Source organism: Pseudonocardia sp. UM4_GMWB1 (genome assembly GCF_017312155.1).
In the GTDB taxonomy this organism is placed as follows: domain Bacteria; phylum Actinomycetota; class Actinomycetes; order Mycobacteriales; family Pseudonocardiaceae; genus Pseudonocardia; species Pseudonocardia alni.
In genome coordinates, this window is the sequence record NZ_QJPN01000001.1 from 5,200,978 (window position 1) to 5,227,775 (window position 26,798).

The following is a 26,798-nucleotide window of genomic DNA, read 5'->3' on the forward strand; positions in this document are numbered from 1 at the left end:
GGGGTCAGTGGGCGACGCCGGCGGCGCCGTGCTCGTCCACGAGCGCGCCGGTGACGAACCGGTCGAGGGAGAACGGGGCGATGTGCGGGTGCAGCTCGTCGGTGGCGATGGTGTGGGCCAGGCACCAGCCCAGCCCGGGCGTCACCTTGAAGCCGCCGGTCCCCCACCCGGAGTTGACCAGCACGTTGGAGTACGGCGTGCGGCCCACGATCGGCGATGCGTCCGGGGTGACGTCGACGATGCCCGCCCAGCTGCGCAACAGGTGCGCCCGCGCGAACACCGGGAACAGCTCGACGGCGGCGGCCATCTGCCGCTCGATGATGTGGAAGGCGCCGCGCTGCCCGTAGCCGTTGTAGGAGTCGACGCCGGCGCCCATCACGAGCTCGCCCTTGTGCGCCTGGGAGACGTAGACGTGCACCGCGTTCGACATGACGATCGTCGGATGCACCGGCTCGAGCAGCTCGGACACCAGCGCCTGCAGTGGGTGCGACTGCAGCGGGGTGTCCACGCCGAGCCGGTCGAGCAGGGTCGAGGTGTGCCCGGCCGCGCAGAGCGCGACCTGCCCGCACGCGATGTCGCCGCGGCTGGTGCGGATCCCGGTGACCCGGGCGTTCCCGTCCTCGACCGAGCCCTCGGTGACGAAGTCCAGCACCTCGCAGTCCTGGATGAGGTCGACCCCGGCGGAGTCGGCGCGACGGGCGAAACCCCAGGCGACGTAGTCGTGCTTGGCGATGCCGGCCCGGGGCTGGTAGGTCGCGCCGAGCACCGGGTAGCGGATGTCGTGCGAGACGTTGACGATCGGACAGATCTTCGCGACGTCGTCGGGGCCGAGGTACTCGGCGTCGATCCCGTTGAGCCGGTTCGCCTCGACCCGGCGGACCGAGTCGCGCACGTCCTGCTCGGTGTGGGCGAGGTTCAGCACGCCGCGCTGGGAGAACAGGATCGGATAGCCGAGGTCCTCCTCCAGCCCCTCCCACAGCTTCAGGGCGTGCTCGTAGATGAAGGCCGACTCGTCCAGGAGGTAGTTGGAGCGGATCAGCGTGGTGTTGCGGGCCATGTTGCCGCCGGCGAGCCACCCCTTCTCCAGCACCGCCACGTTGGTGATCCCGTGGTTCTTGACCAGGTAGTGGGCGGTGGCCAGCCCGTGCCCGCCGCCGCCGACGATGACCACGTCGTAGGAGCGCTTCGGCTCGGGGTTGCGCCACAGGACGTCGGGGTGCTCGGGCAGGTGCGCCCCGGGAGGCGTGTTCCCGGTGCCGGTCTTCTCGGTGCTCATGCCGTCAGCTCCGGGTAGAGGGGGTGGCGGTCGGCGAGGACGGTGACGCGGGCGGCGAGCTCGTCGAGCTCGGCGTCGCCCGCGTCGGGGCGCAGGGCGCGGGCGATGATGTCGGCGACCTCGGTGAAGTCCTCGGCATCGAAGCCGCGGGCGGCCAGCGCGGGGGTCCCGATCCGGACCCCGGAGCTCACCATCGGCGGGCGCGGGTCGAACGGGACGGCGTTGCGGTTGACGGTGATGCCGACCCGGTGCAGCCGGTCCTCGGCCTGCTTGCCATCGAGCTCGGAGTCGCGCAGGTCGACCAGGACCAGGTGGACGTCGGTGCCGCCGGAGACCACGCCGACGCCGGGCTCGGTCACCAGCCGCTCGGCGACGATCCGAGCGCCGGACAGGGTGCGCTGCTGCCGCTCGGCGAACGCGGGCTCACCGGCGAGCTTGAACGCGACGGCCTTGGCCGCGATCACGTGCTCCAGCGGCCCGCCCTGCTGGCCGGGGAAGACCTGCGAGTTGAGCTTCCTGGCGAGCTCGGCGCGGGCCAGGATGATGCCGCCGCGCGGGCCGCCGAGGGTCTTGTGGGTGGTGCTGGTGACGATGTCGGCGTACGGCACGGGCGACGGGTGCAGCCCGGCCGCGACGAGGCCCGCGAAGTGCGCCATGTCGACCATCAGGTACGCACCGACCGCGTCGGCGATCCGCCGGAACTCGGCGAAGTCGAGCTGCCGCGGGTAGGCCGACCAGCCGGCGATGATCAGCTTCGGGCGGCGCTCGTGGGCCAGGCGCTCCACCTCGGCCATGTCGACGCGGTGGTCCTCGGCGCGGACGTGGTAGGCGGCGACGTCGTAGAGGCGGCCCGAGAAGTTGAGCCGCATGCCGTGGGTGAGGTGCCCGCCGTGGGCCAGGTCGAGGCCCAGGATCGTGTCGCCCGGGTCGAGCAGCGCGGCCATGGCGGCCGCGTTGGCCTGGGCGCCGGAGTGCGGCTGGACGTTCGCGTAGTCGGCGCCGAACAGCGCCGTCACGCGGTCGATGGCGAGCTGCTCGATGACGTCGACGTGCTCGCAGCCGCCGTAGTAGCGGCGGCCGGGGTAGCCCTCGGCGTACTTGTTGGTGAGCACCGAGCCCTGCGCCTGCATGACGGCCAGCGGGGCGAAGTTCTCGCTGGCGATCATCTCCAGGGTGCCGCGCTGGCGACCCAGCTCGGCGGCGACGGCCGCGTGCACCTCCGGGTCGGTCTCGGCGAGCGTCCCGTCGAGGACCCCCGTCGCACCGTTCGACGGACCCCGATCCACGGCGAACGTCGTCATGGGCACCTCCAGATATCTTCTCCAGCAGACTGATATATCAACTGTCTGCGGTTAGCCTCGCACGGCACTCCCGGCAGGTCAAGCGCCTGATCGTGGTGCGCGCGAGCGGGTCCGGACACGCCTGCGGCGCAGGTCCTCGTGAGGACCTGCGCCGCAGGTGACGTGCCGGGTCAGGCGAGCCGTTTCGCCAGCTCCCGGCGCATCCGCCCGAAGGGCCGGGGACGGTCGACGCCGAGCACGCCGACGGCCTCCCCCGCGGCGTCGAGGAACACGGCGAGGAACCCGCCGTCGGCCCCGGGGTCGCCGTCGTCGATCCGGACCGAGCCGTCCGCGACCCGGTGTCCCGCGAACTGGATGCTGTGCCCGTACTGGTCGGACCAGAAGTAGGGCACCGCGTGGTGGGTCGGCAGCGAGTGCTCGGTCCCGAGCAGCGCCGCGGCCGCGACGGACGGCTGCTGCAGCGCGTTGGTCCAGTGCTCCAGGCGCAGCCGGGAGCCGGTGTAGTCGCGATGGGTGCTGGCGCAGTCCCCCACTGCGACGACGCCGGGCAGGGTCGTGCGGCCCGCGACGTCGGTGACGACCCCGTCGTCGAGGTCGAGGCCGGAGCCCTCCAGCCACTCGACGTTCGGGATCGCACCGATCCCGACCACGACCACGTCGGCGGGCAGCGCGCGGCCGTCGGTGAGCTCGACCCCGGTGACCCGGGGCGATCCGACGAGCCGGGCCACGCCCGTGCCGAGGTGCAGCGGCACCCCGGCGGCGGCGTGCAGGCGGCCGCAGGCGGTGCCCATCTCGGGCCCGAGGGCCCGCTGCAACGGCACCGGGGCGGCCTCGACGATCGTGACGTCCAGACCGAGGCCGTGGGCGGTCGAGGCGACCTCGGCCCCGACGAACCCGGCGCCGATCACCACCAGCCGCCGGCCCGGGACGAGGTCGGCGCGCAGGGCGCGGGCGTCGTCGAGGGTGCGCAGGGTGTGCACCCCGCCGGGCAGCTCACCCGGCAGGTTCCGGGCGCGGGCGCCCGTGGCGAGCACGACGGCGTCCGCCGAGAGGGTCGAGCCGTCGTCGAGGGTGACGGTCCGGGTCGGACCGTCGAGGGCGAGTGCGGTGCGGCCGAGGCGCCAGACCACGTCGAGCGCGGCGTCGTCGTCCTCGGTCAGGGCGATGGCGTCCTCGTCGGAGATCCCGGCGAGGAACTCCTTGGACAGCGGAGGGCGGTCGTAGGGGACGTGCTTCTCGTCGCCGACGACCGTGATCGTCCCGGTGAAGCCCTGGGCGCGCAGGGCTCGCGCCGTGGCGAGGCCGGCGAGCGAGGCGCCGACGACCGTGACGTCACGCATCAGGTGCCGACCTGTACGCCCGAGCGGACGCCGGTCGCGGCACCGGAGGCGGGGACCGACTCGACGACGTGGACCACACCGTCGGCGATCACCACCTGGTGTGTGCGGACGGGTGTCTTCGCGGGCGTTCCGCTCGGCATCCCGGTCCGCAGGTCGAAGCAGGCCGCGTGCAGCGGGCACTCCACCGCGCAGTCCTCGAGCCATCCGTCGGACAGCGAGGCGTCCTGGTGGGTGCACGTGTCGTCGATGGCGTAGAGATCGCCGTCGACGTTGAAGACGGCGATGGGCACCGTCCCCTGGACACGAACGGACTCCCCGACGGGGAGGTCGGACAGCTCGCCCACGAAGATCATGCTTCCTCCACTGTTGCCTATCGCGAAACTCGCCATGCCATGCGCAACCGTATGGTGAGGCCGCAGGTCGCAGCCGTCAACGAGCGATTTCTCGGCCGGCCCGGACGAGGCATCGGCGTCACGACGTGGAAATGTGAGCGGCTGTCCCCGGTGACCGGAAAGCCCCGAAAACCGGCACCGGCACACTCCGGGCCGCCCGTCGACGAAAGATATATCACTCGTGGACAGGTGACACCACGGCCGCGAGAATGATGGTGTGGCGATCCTGCATCGCCACGTCGGCGCGGCTGCCGCGGCGCGGCCGATCGATCCGAGGAGACCCCATGCCCGACGGACCGCGCAGGCCCCGACGCCGCGGTCCGGTGGCGGTGGAGGAGGAGCGCACGGTCCGGCGGGCGGCCGCGGCGGCCTCGGTCGGCAACGTCGCCGAGTGGTACGACTTCGGCCTCTTCTCCTTCCTCTCCGCGGTGGTGCTCAACCGGGTCCTCTTCCCGGAGGCCGGCGAGTGGTCGCTGGTGCTGACCCTCGCCACGTTCGCGGCCGCGTTCGTCGTCCGGCCGCTCGGCGGGTTCGTGTTCGGCCCGCTCGGGGACCGGATCGGCCGCACCCGGGTGCTCGCGTTCACGGTCCTGCTGATGACCGTCGCGACGCTCGCGCTGGGTTTCGTGCCCTCCTACGAGACGGCCGGGATCGCCGCGCCGCTGCTGGTGCTGCTCATCCGCATGCTGCAGGGCTTCTCCGCGGGCGGGGAGTACACCGGCGCACTGACCCTGGTCGCGGAGTACGCGCCCGACCGGCGTCGCGGGTTCTTCGGCAGCTGGCTGGAGTTCGGCACGATCACCGGCTACACCCTCGGCGCCGGCGTCTGCGGTGTACTCGTCGCGGTGCTGCCCGAACAGGACCTGCTCGCCTGGGGCTGGCGGATCCCGTTCCTACTCGCCCTCCCCCTCGGGATCGCCGGCATCTACCTGCGGATGCGCCTGGAGGACACCCCGGCGTTCCGGCAGCTCATGGAGCGCTCCCCCGCGCTCGCGACGATGCCCTACCGGCGGGCGATGCAGATCCTGGTCCGCCGCTACCGGGCACCGGCCCTGGTGACCGCGGCGCTGGTGGTCGCCTGGAACGTCACCAACTACGTGCTGACCAACTACATGCCCACCTACCTGACCGGGACGCTCCCCCGGCACGGCCGGCACGGCGCCTCCGGGGCCGCCACCGGCGCCATGCTCGTCGCGGTCATGCTGGTCATGCTGTGCGTGATCACCGCGGTGGGCAGGCTCAGCGACCGGGTGGGCCGCAAGCCGGTCCTGATGGTCACGAGCCTGACGCTGGTGGCCGTCGGGCTGCCCGCGGTCCGGCTGATGCGCGACGGCATGATCGGCCAGTTCGTGGGCCTGCTGCTGATGGCCACGGTGCTGGTCGGCTTCGCCGCGGTGCTGCCGTCGACACTCCCCGCGCAGTTCCCGACGCTGGTCCGCTACGGCGGCCTGGGCGTGGTGTTCAACCTGTCGGTGTCGCTGTTCGCCGGCACCGCGCCGACGCTGATCGAGACCGCCGTGACCGCCACCGGCAACCTCGACTGGCCGGGGTACGTCCTCGTCGCCGCGGGCCTGGTCGGCGTGGTCGGCGTGGTGTTCCTGCCCGAGACCGCGGGCCGCCCGCTGGCCGGGGCCGCCCCGCTGACCTCCAGCGCGGACCTGCCCCCGCCGCCGCTGTCGCCCGAGGGCGTGCCGCTCGAGCAGCCCTACGACCACACGCACTGACCCGCCGCGGACCGACCGTCGCACCCCTCTTGGCATGATTGATATATCAGTCTAACATCGTCGCTATGACCAGAGCCCGGCGTGGATCGGAGCGGCCGTGAGCATCTCCGTGTTCGACATGTTCACGGTCGGGATCGGACCCTCGAGCTCGCACACCGTGGGCCCGATGCGGGCCGCGGCCCGCTTCGTCGCGCGGCTCGCCGACTCGGGCGAGCTGCCCCGTACCGCGTCGGTGCGGGTCGAGCTGTTCGGCTCCCTCGGCGCGACCGGGCACGGCCACGGCAGCGTGAAGGCCGTCGTGCTCGGGCTCGCCGGGCACGAGCCGCACCTCGTCGACCCGGTCGGTGCCGACCCGATGGTCGCCGACGTCCGCGCCGGGGGCCGGATCCGCCTCGGCGGGACCCACGCGATCACCTTCGCCCCCGACGACGACGTGGTCCTGCACCGCAACCGCCGGCTCGACTTCCACTCCAACGGCATGCTGCTGCAGGCCTTCGACGCCGACGGCGCCGTCCTGGACAAGCGCGAGTACTACTCGGTGGGCGGCGGCTTCGTGCTCGACTCCGACGAGGCGGGCCGCCCCGTCCTGGTGGAGGACGCGACCCCGGTCGCGTACCCCTTCACCACCGGCGACGAGCTCCTCGGACTCACCCGCACCCACGGGCTGTCGATCTCCGACATCATGCTGGCCAACGAGCTGTCCCGGCGCACCGAGGACGTGGTACGCAGCGAGCTGCTCCACATCTGGTCGGTGATGCAGGAGTGCGTCGAGCGCGGCGCCCGCACCGGCGGCACGCTGCCCGGCGGCCTGAAGGTCCGGCGCCGGGCGATGGCGCTCCGCGAGCGGCTGGAGGCCGCGACCGGCGAGCCGGACGCGCTGCACGCGATGGAGTGGGTGACGCTCTACGCCCTCGCCGTCAACGAGGAGAACGCGGCCGGCGGGCGCGTCGTCACCGCCCCCACCAACGGCGCCGCCGGGATCGTCCCGGCCGTGCTGCACTACGCCGAGCGCTTCCTGCCCGGCTTCGACGACGACTCCGTCGTCCGGTTCCTGCTCACCGCGGGCGCGGTCGGGGTGCTGTTCAAGGAGAACGCCTCGATCTCCGGCGCCGAGGTCGGCTGCCAGGGCGAGGTCGGGTCGGCCTGCGCGATGGCGGCCGCCGGGCTCGCCGAGATCATGGGCGCCACCCCGGAGCAGGTCGAGAACGCCGCCGAGATCGGCATCGAGCACAATCTCGGGCTGACCTGCGACCCGGTCGGCGGGCTCGTGCAGATCCCGTGCATCGAGCGCAACGCGGTCGCCTCGATCAAGGCCATCACCGCGGCGCGGATGTCGGCGCACGGCGACGGGATGCACCACGTCTCGCTGGACACGGCCATCACGACGATGCGGGAGACGGGCGCGGACATGCAGGACAAGTACAAGGAGACCGCCCGCGGTGGTCTCGCGCTGAACATCGTCGAGTGCTGAGCCGTGTTCTCCGGACAGGACGAGCTGGAGCGGTTCCTGCTGTCGCGCCCGGCCACCGGGCGCCGCAACGGCGCCGCACCCGACGCGCCCCGTGAGCGCACCCGCGAGGTGCTGGCCGGGCTGGGTGACCCGCAGGAGGCCGTGCGGACCGTGCACGTCGCGGGGACGGCGGGCAAGGGGTCGGTGTGCGCGTTCGTCGCGTCGCTGCTGACCCGGCACGGGTTCCGGGTCGGCGTGCAGGTCTCGCCGCACGTCCACGGCATCCGCGAGCGGTTCCGCACCGGTGACCTCCCGGTCCGCGCGGACGTGCTCGACGACCGGCTCGCCGCCGTCGCGCGTTCGGTGGCCGCGCTGGCCGCCACGGTGGCCGAGACCCACCCGGGACGCCCGGTGACCTGGGTACTGGCGCCGGCCCGGGACAAGGACCTGGGCGAGGCAGTCCGGGCGGTCGCCGGGGGTGAACCCGTCGTGGTGACCGGGTCGTTCCGGCTGCCCGGCGCGGTCGCGTCGCGTCTGGACCGCCGGGCCGTTCCCGAGGGGCAGCCCGCATGACGACCACCGAGGACGTGTTCGTGGACTTCGACAGCCCGCGGTCGCTGGCCGACCGGGCCTACGTGGCCATCCGGGACCGGCTGATCATGCTGGAGATCCCGCCGCTGGCCCCGATCGACGACGAGGCGCTGTCGACCCGGCTCGGCCTGGGCCGCACCCCGGTGCGCGAGGCGCTCAAGCGGCTGGAGACCGAGCGCCTGGTCGTGTCCTACCCGCGACGGGGGACGTTCGCGACCGCCGTCGACATCTCCGACCTGCGCGACGTGTGCGAGGTCCGGACCGTGCTGGAACCGACCGCCGCGCGGCGGGCCGCCGTCGTCGCCCCGCGGTGGCGGCGCGACGAGCTGCGTGAGCTGGCCGGGCGGGTGGCGTCGCTGGAGGCGCCGCGGATGGGCCGGATCGAGCTCATGCGGTGGGACGTGACGGTCCACCGGTCGGTGTACCGGGCCGCCGGGAACCCGTACCTGGAGGACACGCTCACCCGCTACTACCACCTGGCCACACGGATCCACTGCCTGTTCCTGGACCGCATGGACCAGGTCGGCCGCCACGTGCACGAGCACGCGGCGCTGCTGACCGCGATCGCCGACGGCGACGCCGACCGCGCCGAGGCTGTCAGCCGCGACCACGTCGTCGGCTTCGAGACCGCCGTCCGCGCGGTCCTCTGAATCGGCCCTCCGTCGCCGAGATGCAGCTCAGCGGGGTGTGGAGATCTATAACTCCCGCTGAGCCGCATCTCGGTGGATCGTGGCGGGGTCAGTCCCGGAAGCGGAACGGGGCGAGCTTCTCCGCGAGGAGGACCGGGTCGCCGTCCTCACCCGGGGCGTGGTGGAAGCCCTCGGCCTCGGCCAGGCCGATGAGCTCGCGGTCGTGGAACAGGCCGCAGACGTAGCGGACGGTGTCTTCGCCGATCTCGGTGACCGCGACGCGCATCTGGTAGATGCCCGGGTAGTGCACCTCGGCGAGGTACTGGACCGACAGCGTCGACGGGGAGAGCCCGTCGAGCGGGCCGCCCTCGGGGTAGCCCAGCACGTCGGAGTGCAGCTCGGCGAGGCCGTCGAGGTACCAGGAGGCCAGCGCGACGTTGTTCACGTGGCGGTTGGTGTCCAGGTCGGTGAAGCGGGTGCGGACGTCCCAGCGGAACGGGTAGTTCTCGCGGACGGTGCGGGCGTCGCCGCGCTCGGGACGGACCGGGGCGGGGGCCTCGATGCGCAGGGTGGTCAGCGCGCCGCGGACCTCGTCGGTCAGCGGGGTCGGGGCGTCGCCGTCGGTGTGCACCGAGGTCGACTCGCCGGTGGCGACGCACTCGTCGCCGGCGAAGACCGCGTACCGGTAGGAGAACGACGTGGTACCGACATGGCTGACGCCGACGCCGATCCGGTAGGACCCGGTGACCCGCAGCGGGGCCAGCACGTCCACCCGGATGGCGGCGAGCAGCAGCCGCACGCGGGACTGCAGGCGGGCGACCAGGTCGGCGCCGAAGGTGTCGCGCTCGACGGCGACGCGGGCGTCCTCGAACCAGCGCACCAGGGCGTCGCGGCCGATCCGGCGGCTCGGGTCGAGGTCGGCGTAGCGGGCCTCGTGCTCGATCAGCACCGGGAACATCCCCGGCTCGGGCACGGTCGGCGTCGTGATGGTTGCTGTCACCCCCCCATCGTGACGCTGTGTCGCCGCTCACCGGCAACCGGCCGTCCGGTATCACACCCGGTGAGCGGTCCGGGTACGCCGGGTGCGCGGTCCCGGGTGCCGGGCGGCACGGTCACGGCCGGACCTGTCGGGGGCGCTCGGTAACCTGCCGGACGTGCCTCCCCCCTCGACGGCCCCCGTGCGGACCCAGGACCTGCCCGGTGTGCACGAGCTGCTCGAGGTGGCCGTCACCTCGGTCGGCGGCTCCCGCCGCGAGGGCCAGGACCGGATGGCCGACGCGGTGCGCCGCTCGCTGTCGTCCGGAGAGCACCTGGCCGTGCAGGCGGGCACCGGCACCGGGAAGTCGCTGGCCTACCTCGTGCCCGCGATCCGGCACGCGATCGCCCGCGACACCACGGTCGTCGTCTCGACGGCGACGATCGCGCTCCAGCGCCAGCTCGTGGACCGGGACCTGCCGCGCGTCGCGAAGAGCCTGAAGAAGGTGCTGGGCCGCGAGCCCACCTTCGCCATCCTCAAGGGGCGGCGGAACTACCTGTGCATGAACAAGCTCCACGGCGACATGGACGACGATCCGGGCGACGAGCAACTGTTCGACGCGTTCGCCATCTCGGCGCTCGGGCGGCAGGTGAAGCGGCTGCACGAGTGGTCGTCGGACACCGGGACCGGGGACCGCGACGAGCTGGTCCCCGGCGTCCCGGACTCCGCGTGGCGGCAGGTGTCGGTGACCGCGCGGGAGTGCCTCGGCGCGAGCCGCTGCCCGGTCGGCGAGGACTGCTTCGCCGAGAAGGCGAAGGCCGAGGCGGGGCGGGCCGACATCGTCGTCACCAACCACGCCCTTCTCGCGATCGACGCCATGGGTGAGGCTCAGGTGCTCCCCGAGCACGACGTCGTGATCGTCGACGAGGCGCACGAGCTCGTCGACCGGGTCACCGGCGCGGCCACCGCCGAGCTGACCGCGGGCACCGTCGCGACCGCGGCCCGGCGCTGCGGAAAGCTCGTCGACCAGGACACCGCGGACCGGCTCGCGGAGGCCGGTGAGGGTCTCGCCGCGGTGCTGGAGGACATGCCCCCCGGGCGCTGGGAGTCGCTGACCACCGCCGCCGCGGGCGCACTGAACGCGATCCTGTCGGCCGGGGCGGGCTGCCGGCAGTCGATGGGCGCGAACAAGCGCAGCGACGACGCCGACCCCGAGGGCGCCGCCGCGCGCAAGCTCGCCCAGGCCGTGCTCGACGAGGTCGTCGACACCGCCGCGCGGCTGCTGGAGACGTTCTCCGAGACCGACGCGGCCACGCGCCGCGACGTCGTCTGGCTGGGTGAGCAGGGTCCCGACGGCTCCCGCCACAAGGTGCTGCGGGTCGCGCCGCTGTCGGTGGGCGGGCTGCTGCGCGAGCGGCTGTTCAACACCCGCACCACCGTGCTGACCTCGGCGACCCTGGCCCTGGGCGGGTCGTTCGACGCGCTGGCCCGTCAGTGGGGCCTGCCGGCCTCGCAGCCCAGGGAGGCCGGGGCCACCCCGCCGTCGAGCGTCGACGAGGGGCACGGCCCGGTCCAGGACCCGGAGGCGCCGCGCTGGCAGGGCCTCGACGTCGGGTCCCCGTTCGCGCACGCCAAGTCCGGGATCCTCTACCTCGCCCGGCGGCTACCCAGCCCCGGCCGCGACGGCCTCGCGCCGGAGACCCTCGACGAGATCGAGGGACTCGTCCGCGCCGCCGGGGGCCGCACGCTGGGTCTGTTCTCCTCGACCCGCGCGGCGAAGCAGGCCACCGAGGCACTGCGCGGCAAGCTCGACACGCCCCTGCTGTGCCAGGGCGACGACTCCACGATGCTGCTGGTCAAGCGGTTCGCCGAGGACCCGGAGACCTCGCTGTTCGGCACGCTGTCGCTGTGGCAGGGCGTCGACGTGCCCGGCCCGTCGCTGTCCTGCGTGATCATCGACCGGATCCCGTTCCCGCGCCCGGACGACCCGCTGATCGCGGCCCGGCAGAAGGCCACCGACGCGCGCGGCGGGAACGGCTTCCTGTCGGTGTCGGCGACGCACGCGGCGCTCCTGCTCGCCCAGGGCGCCGGACGGCTGCTGCGCGCCACCGACGACCGCGGCGTCGTCGCGATCCTGGACCCGCGGATCGCGACCGCGCGCTACGGCGGCTTCCTGCGGGCGAGCCTGCCCCCGTTCTGGGAGACCACCGACCGGGAGAAGGTGCACGGCGCACTGCGCCGGCTGCGCGAGTCCTCGTGACCGGCTCCACACGGCGGACGGGCCCCGACCCGATATAGGTTGTGTGCAACCAATCGAATCCGGAGGCGCACCCGTGGCGAACTACACGACCGAGGCCACCTCGACCGGCGGCGGCCGCGACGGCCACGTCCGCAGCGACGACGGCTTCATCGACCAGGACCTGACGATGCCGCCGGAGCTGGGCGGCCCCGGGGGCGCCACCAACCCCGAGCAGCTGTTCGCCGCGGCCTACGCGGCCTGCTTCCACGGCGCGCTGAGGCTGGCCGCCCGCACGGCGAAGACCACCGTCCCCGACGACACGCAGGTCACCGCCACCATCCAGCTGGCGCCCGACGATGTGAGCTTCCACGTGGCCGCCGACATCACCGCGCACCTGCCGGGTCTGGACCAGGCGGCCGCCGACGAGCTCGTCGAGGCAGCCCACCAGGTGTGCCCGTACTCCAAGGCCACCCGCGGCAACGTCGAGGTCACCCTCACCGCGACCGTCTGACCGCGGGGCCCGGGTGCTCACGGTGCCGGGGGGATCTCCGGCGCCGGGATCTCGAAAGCGTTCAGCAGCGCCGACACCGACAGGTACATGCCGGTGAGGTGCACGGTGTCGAGCACCCCGTCGCGGCCGAGCGCGGCCTCGGCCGCGGCGTAGGTCCCGTCGGACACCCGGTGGGTGCGGACCAGCTCGTCGACGAACCGGTGCACGACGAGCTCGTCGCCGGTCAGCACGTCGGCGGCGGCGCCGTCGTGCAGCGCCCGCACCGCGTCCTCGGTCAGCCCGACCGACCGGGCGACGGCGGTGTGGGCGTACAGCTCGTACGCCGCGCCCCAGGCCGCGCCGACGGTGAGGATCACGACCTCGCGCACGGTGGCCGACAGCGACGAGTCCCGCTGGTCGGTGCCGACCCATCGGTTGAAGGCCTTCCCGGGGCCGGGCCGCAGCACGAAGGCGTTGAACGGGCCGATGAGGCCGCCGTCGTCGTCGGTGGCGGCGAAGCCGGACTCCTCGGCCCACCGGACCGAGCCGGAGTGGAGCCGCTCGGCGGTGGCGCGCTGCTCGTCGTCGAGGTCGAGGGACTCGTTGCGGGGCAGCCGGCCGCCCCAGTCGCGGGCACCGGCGGAGGGGTGTGTGGTCACACCCGGTGGATCACCGCCCGGCGGTCCCGGCAAACGCGGCCCGGGCCAGCGCGAGGCAGGTCATGGTGCCCGGGTCGACCTCCGTGAAGCCGGCGTCCCGTACTCCGACCACGCCGTCGGTGCCGTCGTCGGCGACCGGGCACAGCCGGTCCCAGGCGGCCCGGTCCGCGGTCCGCACCGCGCACACCGGTGCCGCACCGACCGGCCAGCCGAGGGCCGCACCGAGCAGCATCGTGGCGTGCCCGACCTGCGCGGCCGCCTTGCCGACCGTCATCTCCGCGTACGGGGACAGCAGCACCAGCGGGGCGCCCGGATCGGGCGGGCCCGGCTCGTCGACGGGCAGCTCGGTGCCCCCGATCTGCAGCCGCGACACCACCTTCGGCGCTTCGTCGACCGGTCCGGGCAACAGCGCGCGGGCCTCGGCGTCGCCGACCTGCACCGTCACGCCGGGCAGCTCCTGGACCGCACGCCAGTGCGCGCCGCGCGCCCGGCGGGCGATCTTGCGGATGCGCCCGTCCACCCAGGGGGCGACGGCGTCGGACCACTCGCCGCCGGGCTGGGCCCGCGGGTCGGTGCAGACGGCGACCGCGGCCGTCGCGGCGGCCTCCAGCAGCGCGGTGCGTCCGGGGAGCGGGTCGCGCTCGATCCGCAGCACGACCGGCATAGCCCGGACGACGCCGTCGGCCTCCGGCGCGATGTCGCGCTCCCGCGCCCCGGACCCGTAGCGGCCCGCGAGCAGATCCAGGATCGGTGCGGGACCGGTCACGCCAGCGGGACCCGGCGGAGCACACCCTCGGCGGCGTCGGCGGCCTCGACCTCGGTGCGGGTGATGCCCAGGACGAACAGCACGACGTCGAGGTAGGGCACCGACACCGAGGTGTCGGCGATCTCGCGCAGCGCCTGCTTGGCGTTGAACGCCACCCCGAGCCCGGCGGTGGAGAGCATGTCGATGTCGTTCGCGCCGTCGCCGACCGCGACGGTCTGGTCGAGCGGGATGCCGTGGGCCTCGGCGAACCGGCGCAGTGCGACGGCCTTCCCGGCCCGGTCGACGACCTCGCCGACGACCCGCCCGGTGAGCTTCCCCCCGGAGATCTCCAGCTCGTTCGCGGCCACGAAGTCGAGCTTGAGCTCGCGGGCGAGACCGGCGATGACCTGGGTGAACCCACCCGAGACGACGCCGCAGCGGAAGCCGAGCCTGCGCAGCGTGCGGATCGTGGTGCGGGCGCCGGGGGTCAGCTCGATCCCGGCGGCCACCTCGTCGACGACGGAGGCGGGCAGCCCCTCCAGCGCGGCGACGCGGCGGGTCAGCGACTCGGTGAAGTCGAGCCTGCCCGCCATGGCCTCCTCGGTGACCCGCCGGACCTCGGCCTCGACGTCGGCCCCCGCGCGGGCGGCCAGCATCTCGATGACCTCGCCCTGGATCAGGGTGGAGTCGACGTCGAACACGATGAGCCGCTTGCTGCGCCGGGCCAGCCCGGCCCGTGTCACCGCGACGTCGACGCCCGCCTGCCGGGCCACCCGGACCAGCCGCCTGCGCAGCGTGCCGGGCGGGTAGTCGTCGGCGTCGCCCTCGGGGACCGGGGAGACGAGCAGCTCCAGCCCGGTCACCGGGTAGTCGGCGACCCGGCGGATGGAGTCGATGTTGGCGCCGACCGCGGCGAGTTCCGCGGCGATCGCGCCGAACGCGCGGGCCGTGATCGGCCTGCCCAGGACCGTGACGACGTGCGTCGACGGCGTCCGGGCGGCCTGACGGCCGTCACGCTGGATCTCGATGTGCACGGTCATGGCGATGGAGTCCATCGCCGCGCCCACCGTCTCCTGCAGGTCCTCCGGATCCCCTGCCGGCACGACGAGCGCGCCCAGGGTGAGCCGGCCGTTCACCACGACCTGTTCCAGGTCGAGCAGCTCGACGCCGGCCGTGGTGAGCGCGGTGAACAGCACGGAGCTGACACCGGGCCGGTCCGGCCCGGTCACCGTGACAAGCACGGTGGGCCGGGCCGGACCGGGAGGGACGGGGTGAGCCGCCGACACCTCAGGTCGACTTGGGGTCGTCGTCCGGCATGGACTCCTTGCCGACCTGCTGCGCGAGGACCTCGGTCGGGTGCGCCCGGTTGCCGACGTGCGCCTCGGCGCGCGCCTTCTCGACCAGGTGCGGGTAGTGCAGGTCGAACGCCGGGCGCTCGGAGCGGATCCGGGGCAGCTCGGTGAAGTTGTGCCGCGGCGGCGGGGACGAGGTGGCCCACTCCAGCGAGTTGCCGAAGCCCCACGGGTCGTCGACGGTGCAGACCCGGCCGAACCGGTAGCTCTTGAACACGTTGTAGAAGAACGGCAGCGTCGAGGCACCGAGGATGAACGCGCCGATCGAGGAGATCGTGTTCAGCGTGGTGAAGCCGTCCGAGGGCAGGTAGTCCGCGTAGCGACGCGGGTAGCCCTCGTTGCCCAGCCAGTGCTGCACCAGGAAGGTCAGGTGGAACCCGAGGAAGGTCAGCCAGAAGTGGATCTTGCCGAGCTTCTCGTCGAGGAAGCGGCCGGTCATCTTCGGGAACCAGAAGTAGATCCCGCCGAAGGTCGCGAACACGATCGTGCCGTAGAGCACGTAGTGGAAGTGCGCGACGACGAAGTAGGTGTCCGACACGTGGAAGTCCACCGGCGGCATCGCGAGCAGGATGCCGGTCAGGCCGCCGAAGAGGAACGTGACGAGGAAGCCGACCGAGAACAGCATCGGCGTCTCGTAGGTGATCTTGCCCTTCCACAGGGTGCCGATCCAGTTGACGAACTTGACGCCCGTCGGGATGGCGATGAGGAACGTGGTGAAGGCGAAGAACGAGAGCATGATCGCGCCGGTGGCGTACATGTGGTGCGCCCACACCGCGACCGACAGCGCCGCGATGGCGATGGTCGCGAAGACCAGGCCCTTGTAGCCGAAGATCGGCTTGCGGGCGAACACCGGGAAGATCTCCGAGACGATGCCGAAGAACGGCAACGCGACGATGTAGACCTCCGGATGGCCGAAGAACCAGAACAGGTGCTGCCAGAGCACCACACCACCGTTGGCCGGGTTGAAGATTTGCGCACCGAGGTGGCGGTCCGCGGCCAGCGCGAGCAGCGCGGCGGTCAGGATCGGGAACGCGATCAGGATCAGCAGCGCGGTGATGAAGATGTTCCAGGTGAAGATCGGCATCCGGAACATCGTCATGCCGGGCGCGCGCATGCAGACGATGGTCGTCACGAAGTTGACGCCACCCAGGATCGTGCCCAGGCCGGAGACGACCAGCCCCATGATCCAGAGGTCACCGCCCGGCCCCGGCGAACGCACCGCGTCCGACAGCGGGGTGTAGGCGAACCAGCCGAAGTCGGCGGCACCACCGGGGGTCAGGAAGCCGGAGACGACGATGAGGCCGCCGAACAGGTACAGCCAGTACGAGAACGAGTTGAGCCGCGGGAACGCGACGTCGGGGGCACCGATCTGCAGCGGCACGATGTAGTTCGCGAAACCGAAGACGATCGGCGTCGCGAACAGCAGCAGCATGATCGTGCCGTGCATGGTGAACAGCTGGTTGTACTGCTCGGTCGACAGGAACTGCAGTTCCGGCCGCGCGAGCTCGGCGCGGATCAGCAGCGCCATGACCCCGCCGACGGCGAAGAAGCCGAACGACGTCGTCAGATAGAGGATCGCGATGTCCTTCGGGTCCGTCGTCCTCAACATCTTGAGGAACGTGGATCCCTTGCCCTCACGCCGCGCCGGATACGGGCGCGTCGAGATCGGCTTGGGCTCGACGGCTGTCACCTGGGCCTCCATGCACTTGCCTGACCTGAGCACGTCCTCGCGGACGGGCAGACTCTACTTCCCGACCGGCGAGCGGCGCCCGTCCGGTCCGGGAGATCCACTCCGTGGGTCCCGGCTCGTCGCACGGCGCGCGCCGATTGTGCTCTACGGAGAGTAGAACCGACAGCCCCCGACCGCGCACTCAGGGCGCCCTTCACCCGGATCAACAGGTCGCCGGCGGTGTGCGACGGTGGAGATGTGGTGGTTCCGACACCCCCGCCGGGGACCCGTCGCCGGGAGCCCGGCTGGGACGTACTGCGCAGCACCTTCGTGCTGCTGGTCGTGCTCTACCACGCCACGCACCTCGGCCCGGTGCTCCACCCGGAGCTGGCGCCGCGCAGCGTCTCCTTCGACCACCAGGTCGGGGCGAGCCTGCTGCTGGTCGTCTCGGCCTACTTCGCCTGCGCGACGCTCGGCCGCCACTCCCCCGGGCGCTACTGGTGGGGGCGGGTCGCGCGGCTGCTGCCGGCGTTCGTCGTCGCGGTGCCGCTGGCCTGGGTGGCCCTGCGCTTCGTGTCCCCGCCGGACTGGGCGTCGCCGCCGGCACGGGAGATGGTCGTCAACTGGCTGATGCTGGGGAACTGGGACACCGAGCGCTACCCGTGGCTCGACCCGGCGTTCTGGACGTTGCCGCTGCAGCTGATGGCGTTCACCGCCGCCGCGGTGCTGAGCGTGACGCGCTGGGGGTACGGGCCGCGGCTGCGGGTGCTGCTGTGGGCGATGGTGGTCGTCCCGCTGCTGCTGTGGCCGCTGCGGGCGCGGCCGGGCGACGTCGCCGACCCGCCGTGGTGGTACCGGACCGTCGTCGACGGGCTGGGGTTCCACCGGTTGCACCTGTTCGTGGCCGGGATCGCGGTGTGGCTGTGGTCAACCCGGCGGATGCGCACCCCGCACGCGATCGCCCTGCTCGCGGTGTGCGGCCTGGCCCAGTTCGTGCACGGCCTCGAGCCGGGGCCCGACGGCGTCGTGCGGATCGACCTCGACCACCTCGACGCGGTCGCCGCCGCGCTGGTCTGCGCCGGGATCGCGCTCGTCGCCGTGGTGGCCCGGCTGCCCCGGCGGGGCTCGCGGATGCCCGCCCCGCTGGCGACGGCGGCGCGCAGGCTCGCCGGCATCTCCTACGGCGTCTACCTGGTGCACCAGACCGTCGGCTACGTGCTGATGCGCCGGCTGCAGGACCTCGGCGCCGGGCCGCTGCTGCAGTCCGCGGCGATGCTGGCGACGGCGGTGCTGCTCGGCTGGGTGCTGACCCGGCTGGTGGAACGCCCGGCCCACGCCGCGCTGATGCGGGCGTGGGACCGGCGCGCGGGCGTCACCTGAGCGGCTCGAAGACCTCGGTCCAGATCTCGGGCGCGGTGGCCGGGTTGGGCTGCGCGTCGACGATGTAGAACTCGGTGCCCAGCCCCATCGCGAACACCGGGTCCGGCATCGTCAGCATGAAGTGGTCGGGGCCCATCTGGCTGGCGTGCGCCCGCATCGAGGCCCGCTTGGTCTCGGCGTACTCGACGGCCTCGACCCGGTGGGTGATCTCGGACTCGGGCTTGCCGAACGACGGGTCGTCGGGGATGTCGAGGGAGAAGTCGGCGCCGCCGTCGGCGCGCAGCCCCTTCATCCCGCGCAGCAGCCAGTCCCGGTTGGTGGTGTTCTGCGCGACGACCGGCACCCCGGCGAGCTCGCCCGCGCGGGCGCCCACCCGGTGCACCTGGATGTGGTCGGGGTGGCCGTAGCCGCCGTTGTCGTCGTAGGTGGTGAGGACGTCGGCCTCCTCCTCCTCGAGGATCAGCGCGAGCCTCTTGGCCGCATGCTCCACCGGGGCCTGCCAGAAGCAGTAGGGGGCGTCGTTGCTGGGCTCGCCCATCATCCCGGAGTCGACGTAGCCGAGGAACTCCACGCGGGCGACGCCGAGGGCGCGGGCCGAGGCGTGGCACTCCGCGGAGCGGCGGACCGGCAGCTGCTCCCCTTCGGCCAGGACGCCGGGTACCGGCTCCCCCAGCTCGCCACGGGTGGCGAAGACGAGGACGACGCGGTGGCCGAGCGCGGCGGCCTTGGCGAGCGTGCCGGCGGTGCCGATCGACTCGTCGTCGGGATGGGCATGGAAGCTGACGAGGGTCCCCACGGACGGTGAGCCTAGGAGCCGGTCCCGGCCGCCCCGCACCGGCCCGTCGTCGATCTACACACCGTTGACGCGCCGTCCGATGTGTGTAGCATCACAGGTCCCCGAACCGGCACAGGAGCCACCCACCATGGCCGATGTCGTCAGCGTCGACAACGTCGATCCCGCCCACACCACCGTGCCCGTCCCCCGCAGCGCGCAGCAGGCGCCGGCGGCGTTCAACGCCGCCGCGCACCTCACCGCCGCGCGGGTCGAGGCCGGGGACGGACACCGCACCGCCGTCCGGTTCCCCGGTGGCTCGCTCACCTACGCCGCACTGACCGACCGGGTACGGCTCGTCGCCGGGGCCCTGCGCCGGGCCGGCGTGCGGCCCGAGCAGCGCGTGCTGCTCGTGATGCCCGACGACGTCGAGCTGTTCACCGCGATCCTCGCGACCCTGTGGGCCGGCGCGGTCGCCGTGCCGTGTTCGACGATGCTGACCGGACGCGAGCTCGCCGTGCTCGTCCGGGACTCGCGGGCGACCACCGTGATCGGCGGCGAGACGTTCGCCGAGCACCTCACCGAGGCCGTCGCGGGGGCGCCCGACCTGGAGCGCGTCGTACTGACCGGGGCCGACCCGCTGGTCGCCGGGGTCACCTCCCTGACCTGGGACGCCCTGCTCGACGGCGCCGACCCGCTGCCCGAGCCGCACCCGACCTGGGGGGAGTCCCAGGCGCTCTGGCTCTACACCTCGGGCACGACCGGCAAGCCCAAGGGCGCCATGCACCGCCACGACGACATCCGGTTCGTCGCCGACACCTACGGCCGCCAGGTCCTCGGAATCCACCGCGACGACGTCTGCCTGTCGGTCGCGAAGCTGTTCTTCGCCTACGGCATCGGCAACTCGATGTTCTTCCCGCTCTCGGTCGGCGCCTGCACCGTCCTGGAACCGTCCCGGCCGAACCCCGAGCACTACTCCCGCCTCGCCGAGCAGCACGGCGCGACGCTGTTCTTCGCCGTCCCCAGCTTCTGGGGCCCGATGATCGCCGCCGAGCTGCCGCGCGAGCGGTTCGCCACCGTGCGCCGCGGCGCGTCGGCGGGCGAGGCGCTGCCCGCGCGGATGTTCCACGGCGTCCTCGGCCGCTACGGCTTCGAGGTCCTGGACGGGATCGGCTCCACCGAGGCACTGCACATCTTCATCTCCAACCGGCCGGGCGAGGTCGTGCCGGGGAGCTCCGGCTTCCCGGTCCCCGGCTACGAGGTGGAGCTGCGACGGCCGGACGGCAGCGTCATCGACGGCCCCGGCGAGCAGGGCATGCTCTACGTCGCGGGCGACTCGGTGTGCACCGGCTACTGGTGCCGTACGGAGATCAACCGCGCGGTGTTCCAGGGCCGCTGGATGCGCACCGGAGACCAGTACGTCCGCGGCGAGGACGGGTCGTGGACCTGCCTGGGCCGGGCCGACGACGTCCTCAAGGTCGGGGGTATCTGGGTCTCCCCCGGCGAGGTCGAGACCCGCCTGCTGGAGCATCCGGGGCTCGCGGAGGCGGTCGTCGTCGGGATCCCGGACGACGACGGGCTGGACAAGCCGGTCGCGTTCGTCGTGCCCCGCGACCCGGCGGCGGCGCCGTCGGAGGCCGAGCTGGTCGCGTTCTGCCGCGAGGGGCTGGCCTCGTTCAAGCGGCCGCGCGCCGTGGTCACCGTCGACGAGCTGCCCAAGACCCCCACCGGGAAGATCCAGCGCTACCGGCTGCGCGCGCACGCCGCCGCGCTGCCGGGGGCCACGGGGCACCCCGGCGATCCGGAGACGGTGGTCTGAGGACCGTCCGGGGTGTCTCGATGTTGGACGTTCGCTCGACCCGGGCCGCTCCGCCGGGGTTCACTCGGCGGACACACCGACGGCGAGGAGGCCGGCGTGGACACGTGGGACTGGATCCCGGAGACCCCCGCGACCTGGGACGACCGGAAGGGCCGGGTGCTCGACGGTCTCGACCCCGCGCTGTTCGGCCTCGGCCGTCCCGGCGACGGCGACCCGCTCGGCGACGAGTGGTGGCGCGTCGAGGACACCGACGGCACGGCCGTCGCCTACGGCCGGCTCGACGGCAGCTGGGGTGACGCCGAGATCCTGGTCCTCGTCGCCCCCGCGGCCCGGCACTCCGGCGTCGGCTCGTTCGTGCTGGAGCGGTTGGAGGCCGAGGCGGGCCGGCGGCGGCTGAACTACCTCTACAACGTCGTGCCGCACGGCCACCCCGACCCCGAGCCGGTGACCGCCTGGCTCACCGCACGCGGCTTCGCCCGCAACGACGTCGGCGAGCTGCGCAAGCAGGTCCCGGCCGCGCTGGTGCAGAACCAGGGCTGAGCCGGCCGGGCCACACCCCGACACTCCACACTCTTCCGTCGCCACGTCATCTGGTTGTAGTCTTTGATGGCCGCAACGACGCGTGGAGGAGCGGAGTCCATGAGCAGTGCAGACCCGTCCGTCGACCCGGACGACGGAGACGTCCCGCCGGTGGACTTCGACCGCGACCCGTCGGGCTACCGGCACTGGCAGCTCGCGCTCGACCCGCACGACCCCAAGGTCGCGTACGTGAAGCTCGACGTCGACGAGGCGGGCGGCCTCGTCCCCGGCTACGAGCTGAAGATGAACTCCTACGACCTCGGCGTCGACATCGAGCTCTACGACATCACCCAGCGGCTGCGGTTCACCCATCCCCGGGTCAGGGCCGTCGTGTTGACCAGCGCCAAGGACCGCAACTTCTGCGCGGGCGCGAACATCCGGATGCTCGCCGGGTCCTCGCACCCGTGGAAGGTGAACTTCTGCAAGTTCACCAACGAGACCCGCAACGGCATCGAGGACGCGACCGCGTACTCCGGCCAGACCTGGATCGCCGCCGTCAACGGCACGGCCGCCGGCGGCGGCTACGAGATGGCGCTGGCCTGCGAGCGGATCCTGCTGATCGACGACAATTCCTCCACCGTCGCACTGCCCGAGGTCCCGCTGCTCGGCGTGCTGCCCGGCACCGGCGGCCTCACCCGCGTCACCGACAAGCGCCGCGTCCGCAAGGACCGCGCCGACGTGTTCGCCACGAGGTCCGAGGGCTTCGGCGGGAAGCAGGCCGTCGAGTGGAAGCTCGTCGACGAGGTGATCCCCAAGCGCCGCTGGGACGAGACCGTGGCCGAGCGGGCCGTCGAGGCCGCGGCGGCGTCGACGCGGCTGCCCGCGGACGACGGGATCGAGCTGCCCCCGCTGGAGCGCACCGAGACCGCCGACGGCATCACCTACCCGCACGTGCGCGCGGAGTTCGACCGTGACCGGGGCCTGGTGGAGATCACCGTCGACGGGCCGGGGGGCGGTGTCCCGGAGAGCATCGAGCGCGTGCACGCCCTCGGCGCGGACTTCTGGCCGCTGGCCATGACCCGCCAGCTCGACGACCTGATCCTGCGGCTGCGCAGCAACGAACCCGAGCTGGGCACCTGGGTGATCCGCACCCGGGGCGACGTCGAGGACGCGCTGGCCTTCGAGCGCGTCATCGAGCAGCACTCGGGCGACGACTGGCTGGTCAACGAGATCCGGCACTATTTCAAGCGCACGCTCAAGCGCCTGGACGTCACCAGCCGCAGCCTGATCGCGCTGGTCGAGCCGGGCTCCTGCTTCGCCGGTGCGCTGCTGGAGCTGGCCCTGGCGTGTGACCGCCAGTACATGCTCGACGGCACGATCGAGGGCGACGAGCAGGGCGACGAGGCCCAGATCATGCTCACGGCGTCGAACTTCGGCACCTTCCCGATGCCCAACGGGCCGTCCCGGCTCGCGAGCCGCTTCCACGGCGACGACGACCACGTCGCCACGCTCCGCAAGGAGGTGGGGCGCCGCCTCACCGCGGGCGAGGCGCTGGAGCTGGGCCTGGTCACCGACGCCCCGGACGACATCGACTGGGACGACGAGGTCCGCATCATGCTCGAGGAGCGGGCCTCGCTCTCGCCGGACGCGCTGACCGGGATGGAGGCCAACCACCGGTTCGTCGGGCCGGAGACGATGGAGAGCCGCATCTTCGGCCGGCTCACCGCCTGGCAGAACTGGATCTTCGTGCGCCCGAACGCCTCCGGGCCGGAGGGCGCACTGCGCAAGTACGGGACGGGCCGCAGGGCCGACTTCGACCGCAAGCGGGTGTGAGCCATGAGCATCGACTACTCCGAGAAGATCCCCAACAACGTCGACCTCGCCGGGGACCGCAAGCTGCAGCGCGCCCTGGAGTCCTGGCAGCCCAACTTCCTCACCTGGTGGAAGACGATGGGCCCGGCCGTGCCGACCCAGGACGTCTACCTGCGCACCGCCGTCGACGTCGGCAAGGAGGGCTGGGCGCAGTTCGGCCACGTCGCGATGGAGGAGTACCGCTGGGGCGTGTTCCTCGCCGAGCGCTCCGACGACCGCCGGATCGCCTTCGGCGAGAACCGCGGCGAGCCGGTCTGGCAGCAGGTGCCCGGCGAGTACCGCGCCGACCTGCAGCGCCTGATCGTCATCCAGGGCGACACCGAGCCGGCCTCGGTCGAGCAGCAGCGCCGCCTCGGCGAGACCGCCCCCAGCCTCTACGACCTGCGCAACCTCTTCCAGGTCAACGTCGAGGAGGGCCGCCACCTCTGGGCGATGGTGTACCTGCTGCACGCCTACTTCGGCCGCAACGGCCGCGAGGAGGCCGAGGCGCTGCTGCAGCGCAACTCCGGCGACCTCGACAGCCCTCGCATCCTCGGTGCGTTCAACGAGGAGACCCCGGACTGGCTGTCGTTCTTCATGTTCACCTACTTCACCGACCGGGACGGCAAGTACCAGCTCGGCACGTTGAAGGAGTCCGCCTTCGACCCGCTCTCGCGCACCTGCGAGTTCATGTTGAAGGAGGAGGCCCACCACATGTTCGTGGGCACCACCGGTATCGACCGGGTGATCCAGCGGACCTGCGAGCTGATGCGCTCCCACGACACCGCCGACATCGCCCCGCACGGCGGCATCCCGCTGGACGTGATCCAGAAGTACATCAACTTCCACTACTCGGTCAGCCTCGACCTGTTCGGCTCCGAGCAGTCGACGAACGCGGCGAACTACTTCACCGCCGGGCTCAAGGGCCGCTGGCAGGAGGAGCGGCGTCGCGACGACCACGTGCTGACCGAGGACGGCTACGGCATGGAGCAGGTCCGCGACGGCGGCGTCGTCACCGACGAGGTCCCGGCCCTGCTGGCGCTGAACCTGGACCTGCGCAACGAGTACGTGAAGGACTGCCAGTCCGGGCTGAAGCGCTGGAACCGCATCCTGGAGAAGAACGGGTTCGACGACCGCGTCTACCTCCCGCACGTCGGGTTCAACCGGCAGGTCGGGCTGTTCTCCTCCCACGAGCTCACCCCGAAGGGCGACCTGATCTCCGCCGATGTGTGGGCGTCCCGGCAGGACGACTGGCTGCCGTCGGAGGCGGACCGGACGTTCGTGCAGAACCTGATGCGCCCGGTCTACGAGCCCGGGAAGATCGCGGGCTGGATCGCGCCGCCGTCGAACGGGATCAACGGCAAGCCCTTCGAGTACGAGTACGTCCACCTCGCCTGATCGTCCACAGCGGACCGTTCACCGAGAGTGGTCACCGTTCGCCGAACGGGTGACCGTTCGCCGCCCGTCGCGCTCGCGCGCCCCCGGATCGGGCCCGTTGACTGAGCCCGTGATCACAGGACGGGGTGCGGCGGGCACACAACGCGACGGCGACACCGCCGACCGGGTCGACGACCGGGTCGGCGGCGCAGGTGTGGCCGCCCGGTTCGGCCGCGACGCCGCCGACGACGCGTCGCCCCCGGTGTTCGGCACCGCCCCGTGGGGCTACCGGCGGGCCGGGGTCGACGCCTGGGCGAGCTGGGTCGCCCGCCTCGTGGAACAGGGCCGCCGGGAGACCGTCCGGGCGGACAGCGCGGAGGCCACCCTGCAGGCGACCCTGCAACGCCTCGACGAGCTGGAACGACGGCACGACCCGGCCCCTGCGTCCCCGATCCCTCCGTCCCCGGAGGCCGCGTCCCCGGAGGCCGCGTTCCCCGAGGTCGCGGGTACGGGTTCACCGGACACGGGATCGAACGCTCCGGGCACCTCGGGCACCGGCGCCCCGGCCGCGCTGCCCCGGCGTCGTCCCGGTGCGGCGGGCGCCCCCGCGGCGCCCGGCGGCGAGGAGGGGCAGCGCCTGCGGGTGGTCGAGACGACCCTCGGCGAGGTCATGGCCCTGCTGCAGCGCCTGGCGCCCTGACCCGTCCGCCCCGCCCGACCGGACGCAGACCGCGCGCCCTGCGGGCCTCCCGACCCGGGCTCCCGACGCGTCGTCAGCCGAAGTTCTCGACGTGCACGCGCCGCTCCGGCACCCCGGCGTCGAGCACGGTGCGCCGGACCATCGCGGTCCACCGGCCGGGCCCGCACACGTACACCTCGCGCACCGCGATGTCCGGGATCCGGGTCCGCAGCGCGGCGAGGTCGTCGGCCCGGCCCGCGTCGGCGCCCCACCACGACCCCGCCCCCCGGCGACGCCCGGGCGAGGCCACCACGTGCAGGTTCCGCTCCCGGGCGAGGCGGGTGAACTCCCGTGCGAACAGCGGCTCGCGGGTGAAGCGGTGCACCACCACGACGTCGGCGGACTCGTTGAGGAACTTCTCCGCCAGCGCCCGCAACGGGGTCATCCCGACGCCCGCGCCGATCAGCGCGACCCGCGGGCTGGTCCGGGTGCGCGGGGTGAGCCTGCCGTAGGGGCCCTCGATGTAGACCCGGGTGCCCTGCCGCAGGTTCGGGACGGCGGCGCTGCCGTCGCCGAGCTGCTTGACGGTGATCCGCAGCGAGCGGGCCGTCGGCGGTGCCGACAGCGAGTACGGGTTGCCCGCGGGCCAGCCACGCCCGGACCGGAACCGCCAGACGAAGAACTGCCCGGCCGAGGCGCCGAGCTCGCGCAGCCGGTCGCCGGTCATGTGCACCGACACGCTGCCGTCGCCCTCGGGCAGCACCGCGGCGACGGTGATCCGGTGGCGGCGCGACCGGAGCACCGGGACCGCGACCCGCCAGACCACGACGGCGAGCACCGCGGCGGACCACAGCCCCCACCAGAACACCGTCCGCGACGGCGAGGTGGTGAACTCCCGCCCCGCCCACAGCTGGTGCGGCAGCGCGAGGAACACCCCGGCGTAGCCCCACAGGTGCAGCAGGTGCCACCACTCGTAGCGCAGCCGGGTGCGGATCCACCGCGCGCTGGTCACGACGACGAGCACCACCAGGACGGTGCCGAGCGAGGCCGCGACCATCCCGGGCCGGGTCCACGTCAGCTGCCAGAACCCGGCGGGGACGCGGCCCGCGCCGGCGGGGCCGTGCGCCCAGCTCGCGCAGCCGACGTGCGCCAGCATCCCGGCGAACGAGGCGATCCCGGTACCGCGGTGCAGTGCGATGAGATGCCGCTGGCCGAACGCGTGCTCCAGCAGTGGGATCCGGGCGGCGAGCAGCACCTGCCCGAGCAGCAGCAGCGACGCCAGCAGCCCGCAGAGCCGTCCGGTCTCGGCGACCGCGCGGGTGCCGCCCTCCAGCAGCCCGGCGGGGCCGCCGCCGTCGACCCACCAGGCGAGGACGAGCAGCACCGCCAGGGCGGCGAGCACCCCCGTCGCGCGGCGGACCCGGCGGTCGGCGCGGGCGACGTCGCGCGCGGGGACCGGTGGGTCCGGCTTGAAACGGCCACCGGGCACGCGCACGGTGGGGGCGAAGAGGGACGACACAGTGCCGTCATCCTCCCCGACGCCGGGCGTCGCCGTCGCCGGACCCGGT

23 protein-coding genes are annotated in these 26,798 nt (G+C 72.9%); 12 read left to right on the top strand and 11 right to left on the bottom strand.

Features of this window, described 5'->3' with window-relative positions:
* Nucleotides 1-4: 4 nt before the first annotated feature.
* The 4 genes from DMP15_RS24320 to DMP15_RS24335 all read right to left on the bottom strand — a co-directional run bounded on the left by DMP15_RS24320 (nt 5) and on the right by DMP15_RS24335 (nt 4,270).
* A complete protein-coding gene (locus DMP15_RS24320) occupies nt 5-1,276 on the bottom strand; it encodes a sarcosine oxidase subunit beta family protein (RefSeq protein WP_337826485.1) in 1,272 nt (423 codons plus the stop codon).
* Complete coding sequence (gene glyA / locus DMP15_RS24325) at nt 1,273-2,577, bottom strand: serine hydroxymethyltransferase (protein WP_100879819.1); 1,305 nt, start codon at nt 2,575-2,577, stop codon at nt 1,273-1,275. Before glyA ends, DMP15_RS24320 begins: the two co-directional genes overlap by 4 nt.
* Before the next feature lie 170 nt (nt 2,578-2,747).
* Nucleotides 2,748-3,917: an NAD(P)/FAD-dependent oxidoreductase gene (locus tag DMP15_RS24330; RefSeq protein WP_100879818.1), complete on the bottom strand. Its 1,170-nt coding sequence runs from the start codon at nt 3,915-3,917 to the stop codon at nt 2,748-2,750.
* Nucleotides 3,917-4,270, bottom strand: a complete 354-nt coding sequence (locus tag DMP15_RS24335) for a bifunctional 3-phenylpropionate/cinnamic acid dioxygenase ferredoxin subunit (protein ID WP_100879817.1) — start codon at nt 4,268-4,270, stop codon at nt 3,917-3,919. Before DMP15_RS24335 ends, DMP15_RS24330 begins: the two co-directional genes overlap by 1 nt.
* A gap of 323 nt (nt 4,271-4,593) precedes the next feature.
* On the opposite strand from DMP15_RS24335, the gene DMP15_RS24340 reads away from it, so the two are divergent.
* From DMP15_RS24340 to DMP15_RS24355, 4 genes are all read left to right on the top strand, one after another.
* Nucleotides 4,594-6,033: an MFS transporter gene (locus DMP15_RS24340; protein WP_337826486.1), complete on the top strand. Its 1,440-nt coding sequence runs from the start codon at nt 4,594-4,596 to the stop codon at nt 6,031-6,033.
* A gap of 97 nt (nt 6,034-6,130) precedes the next feature.
* Nucleotides 6,131-7,504: an L-serine ammonia-lyase gene (locus DMP15_RS24345; protein ID WP_100879815.1), complete on the top strand. Its 1,374-nt coding sequence runs from the start codon at nt 6,131-6,133 to the stop codon at nt 7,502-7,504.
* Between the two features lie 3 nt (nt 7,505-7,507).
* Complete coding sequence (locus tag DMP15_RS24350) at nt 7,508-8,056, top strand: hypothetical protein (protein ID WP_100879814.1); 549 nt, start codon at nt 7,508-7,510, stop codon at nt 8,054-8,056.
* Nucleotides 8,053-8,724, top strand: a complete 672-nt coding sequence (locus DMP15_RS24355; RefSeq protein WP_073576188.1) for a GntR family transcriptional regulator — start codon at nt 8,053-8,055, stop codon at nt 8,722-8,724. The genes DMP15_RS24350 and DMP15_RS24355 overlap by 4 nt, the downstream gene beginning before the upstream one ends.
* 88 nt (nt 8,725-8,812) lie before the next feature.
* Here DMP15_RS24355 and DMP15_RS24360 read toward each other — a convergent pair whose 3' ends face one another.
* Nucleotides 8,813-9,703 carry a thioesterase family protein gene (locus DMP15_RS24360; protein WP_139282851.1) on the bottom strand — a complete coding sequence of 297 codons (891 nt, stop codon included), beginning with the start codon at nt 9,701-9,703 and terminating at the stop codon, nt 8,813-8,815.
* Between the two features lie 154 nt (nt 9,704-9,857).
* On the opposite strand from DMP15_RS24360, the gene DMP15_RS24365 reads away from it, so the two are divergent.
* Together DMP15_RS24365 and DMP15_RS24370 are read left to right on the top strand one after the other, a co-directional pair.
* Nucleotides 9,858-11,939, top strand: a complete 2,082-nt coding sequence (locus DMP15_RS24365; protein WP_073576295.1) for an ATP-dependent DNA helicase — start codon at nt 9,858-9,860, stop codon at nt 11,937-11,939.
* A gap of 73 nt (nt 11,940-12,012) precedes the next feature.
* Nucleotides 12,013-12,429, top strand: a complete 417-nt coding sequence (locus tag DMP15_RS24370; protein ID WP_073576190.1) for an organic hydroperoxide resistance protein — start codon at nt 12,013-12,015, stop codon at nt 12,427-12,429.
* A gap of 17 nt (nt 12,430-12,446) precedes the next feature.
* Here DMP15_RS24370 and DMP15_RS24375 read toward each other — a convergent pair whose 3' ends face one another.
* Genes DMP15_RS24375 through ctaD form a run of 4 tightly spaced genes read right to left on the bottom strand, consistent with a single transcriptional unit; the run spans nt 12,447 to nt 16,854 of the window.
* Nucleotides 12,447-13,067 carry a carboxymuconolactone decarboxylase family protein gene (locus tag DMP15_RS24375; RefSeq protein ID WP_157818486.1) on the bottom strand — a complete coding sequence of 207 codons (621 nt, stop codon included), beginning with the start codon at nt 13,065-13,067 and terminating at the stop codon, nt 12,447-12,449.
* 10 nt (nt 13,068-13,077) lie between these two features.
* Nucleotides 13,078-13,833 (bottom strand): peptidyl-tRNA hydrolase, encoded by a 756-nt coding sequence (locus DMP15_RS24380; RefSeq protein WP_073576191.1) that lies wholly within the window; start codon nt 13,831-13,833, stop codon nt 13,078-13,080.
* Nucleotides 13,830-15,053, bottom strand: a complete 1,224-nt coding sequence (gene serB / locus DMP15_RS24385; protein WP_208623051.1) for a phosphoserine phosphatase SerB — start codon at nt 15,051-15,053, stop codon at nt 13,830-13,832. Before serB ends, DMP15_RS24380 begins: the two co-directional genes overlap by 4 nt.
* Nucleotides 15,054-15,099: 46 nt before the next feature.
* On the bottom strand, nt 15,100-16,854 hold the full coding sequence (gene ctaD / locus DMP15_RS24390) for an aa3-type cytochrome oxidase subunit I (RefSeq protein ID WP_073576297.1): 1,755 nt from the start codon (nt 16,852-16,854) through the stop codon (nt 15,100-15,102).
* 240 nt (nt 16,855-17,094) lie between these two features.
* On the opposite strand from ctaD, the gene DMP15_RS24395 reads away from it, so the two are divergent.
* The gene (locus tag DMP15_RS24395) at nt 17,095-18,213 is read left to right on the top strand and encodes an acyltransferase family protein (protein WP_337826487.1); all 1,119 of its coding nucleotides are present in this window, start codon (nt 17,095-17,097) and stop codon (nt 18,211-18,213) included.
* Here the strand turns inward: DMP15_RS24395 and DMP15_RS24400 are convergent.
* Nucleotides 18,206-19,009 (bottom strand): PIG-L family deacetylase, encoded by an 804-nt coding sequence (locus DMP15_RS24400; protein WP_073576194.1) that lies wholly within the window; start codon nt 19,007-19,009, stop codon nt 18,206-18,208. The genes DMP15_RS24395 and DMP15_RS24400 overlap by 8 nt on opposite strands.
* A gap of 127 nt (nt 19,010-19,136) precedes the next feature.
* Here DMP15_RS24400 and DMP15_RS24405 point away from each other — a divergent pair, with 127 nt between their 5' ends.
* From DMP15_RS24405 to DMP15_RS24425, 5 genes are all read left to right on the top strand, one after another.
* Complete coding sequence (locus DMP15_RS24405; RefSeq protein ID WP_100879812.1) at nt 19,137-20,804, top strand: benzoate-CoA ligase family protein; 1,668 nt, start codon at nt 19,137-19,139, stop codon at nt 20,802-20,804.
* Nucleotides 20,805-20,900: 96 nt separating this feature from the next.
* Entirely contained in the window at nt 20,901-21,344 is a 444-nt protein-coding gene (locus DMP15_RS24410; RefSeq protein WP_073576195.1) for a GNAT family N-acetyltransferase, read from the top strand.
* Nucleotides 21,345-21,443: 99 nt separating this feature from the next.
* A complete protein-coding gene (gene boxC / locus DMP15_RS24415) occupies nt 21,444-23,156 on the top strand; it encodes a 2,3-epoxybenzoyl-CoA dihydrolase (protein WP_167410034.1) in 1,713 nt (570 codons plus the stop codon).
* Nucleotides 23,157-23,159: 3 nt separating this feature from the next.
* Nucleotides 23,160-24,572, top strand: a complete 1,413-nt coding sequence (gene boxB, locus DMP15_RS24420) for a benzoyl-CoA 2,3-epoxidase subunit BoxB (RefSeq protein WP_073576197.1) — start codon at nt 23,160-23,162, stop codon at nt 24,570-24,572.
* Between the two features lie 109 nt (nt 24,573-24,681).
* Entirely contained in the window at nt 24,682-25,251 is a 570-nt protein-coding gene (locus DMP15_RS24425; RefSeq protein ID WP_073576198.1) for a hypothetical protein, read from the top strand.
* 73 nt (nt 25,252-25,324) lie between these two features.
* Here the strand turns inward: DMP15_RS24425 and DMP15_RS24430 are convergent, their stop codons facing one another.
* Nucleotides 25,325-26,749 carry a ferredoxin reductase family protein gene (locus tag DMP15_RS24430; RefSeq protein ID WP_208623050.1) on the bottom strand — a complete coding sequence of 475 codons (1,425 nt, stop codon included), beginning with the start codon at nt 26,747-26,749 and terminating at the stop codon, nt 25,325-25,327.
* Between the last annotated feature and the right edge of the window lie 49 nt (nt 26,750-26,798).

Coding starts and splice junctions, on each gene's coding strand:
- DMP15_RS24340 (WP_337826486.1), top strand. CDS start 4,594: ATGCCCGACGGACCGCGCAGGCCCCGACGCCGCGGTCCGGTGGCGGTG.
- boxC (WP_167410034.1), top strand. CDS start 21,444: ATGAGCAGTGCAGACCCGTCCGTCGACCCGGACGACGGAGACGTCCCG.
- DMP15_RS24335 (WP_100879817.1), bottom strand. CDS start 4,270: ATGATCTTCGTGGGCGAGCTGTCCGACCTCCCCGTCGGGGAGTCCGTT.
- DMP15_RS24330 (WP_100879818.1), bottom strand. CDS start 3,917: ATGCGTGACGTCACGGTCGTCGGCGCCTCGCTCGCCGGCCTCGCCACG.
- boxB (WP_073576197.1), top strand. CDS start 23,160: ATGAGCATCGACTACTCCGAGAAGATCCCCAACAACGTCGACCTCGCC.
- glyA (WP_100879819.1), bottom strand. CDS start 2,577: ATGACGACGTTCGCCGTGGATCGGGGTCCGTCGAACGGTGCGACGGGG.
- DMP15_RS24405 (WP_100879812.1), top strand. CDS start 19,137: ATGGCCGATGTCGTCAGCGTCGACAACGTCGATCCCGCCCACACCACC.
- DMP15_RS24355 (WP_073576188.1), top strand. CDS start 8,053: ATGACGACCACCGAGGACGTGTTCGTGGACTTCGACAGCCCGCGGTCG.
- DMP15_RS24320 (WP_337826485.1), bottom strand. CDS start 1,276: ATGAGCACCGAGAAGACCGGCACCGGGAACACGCCTCCCGGGGCGCAC.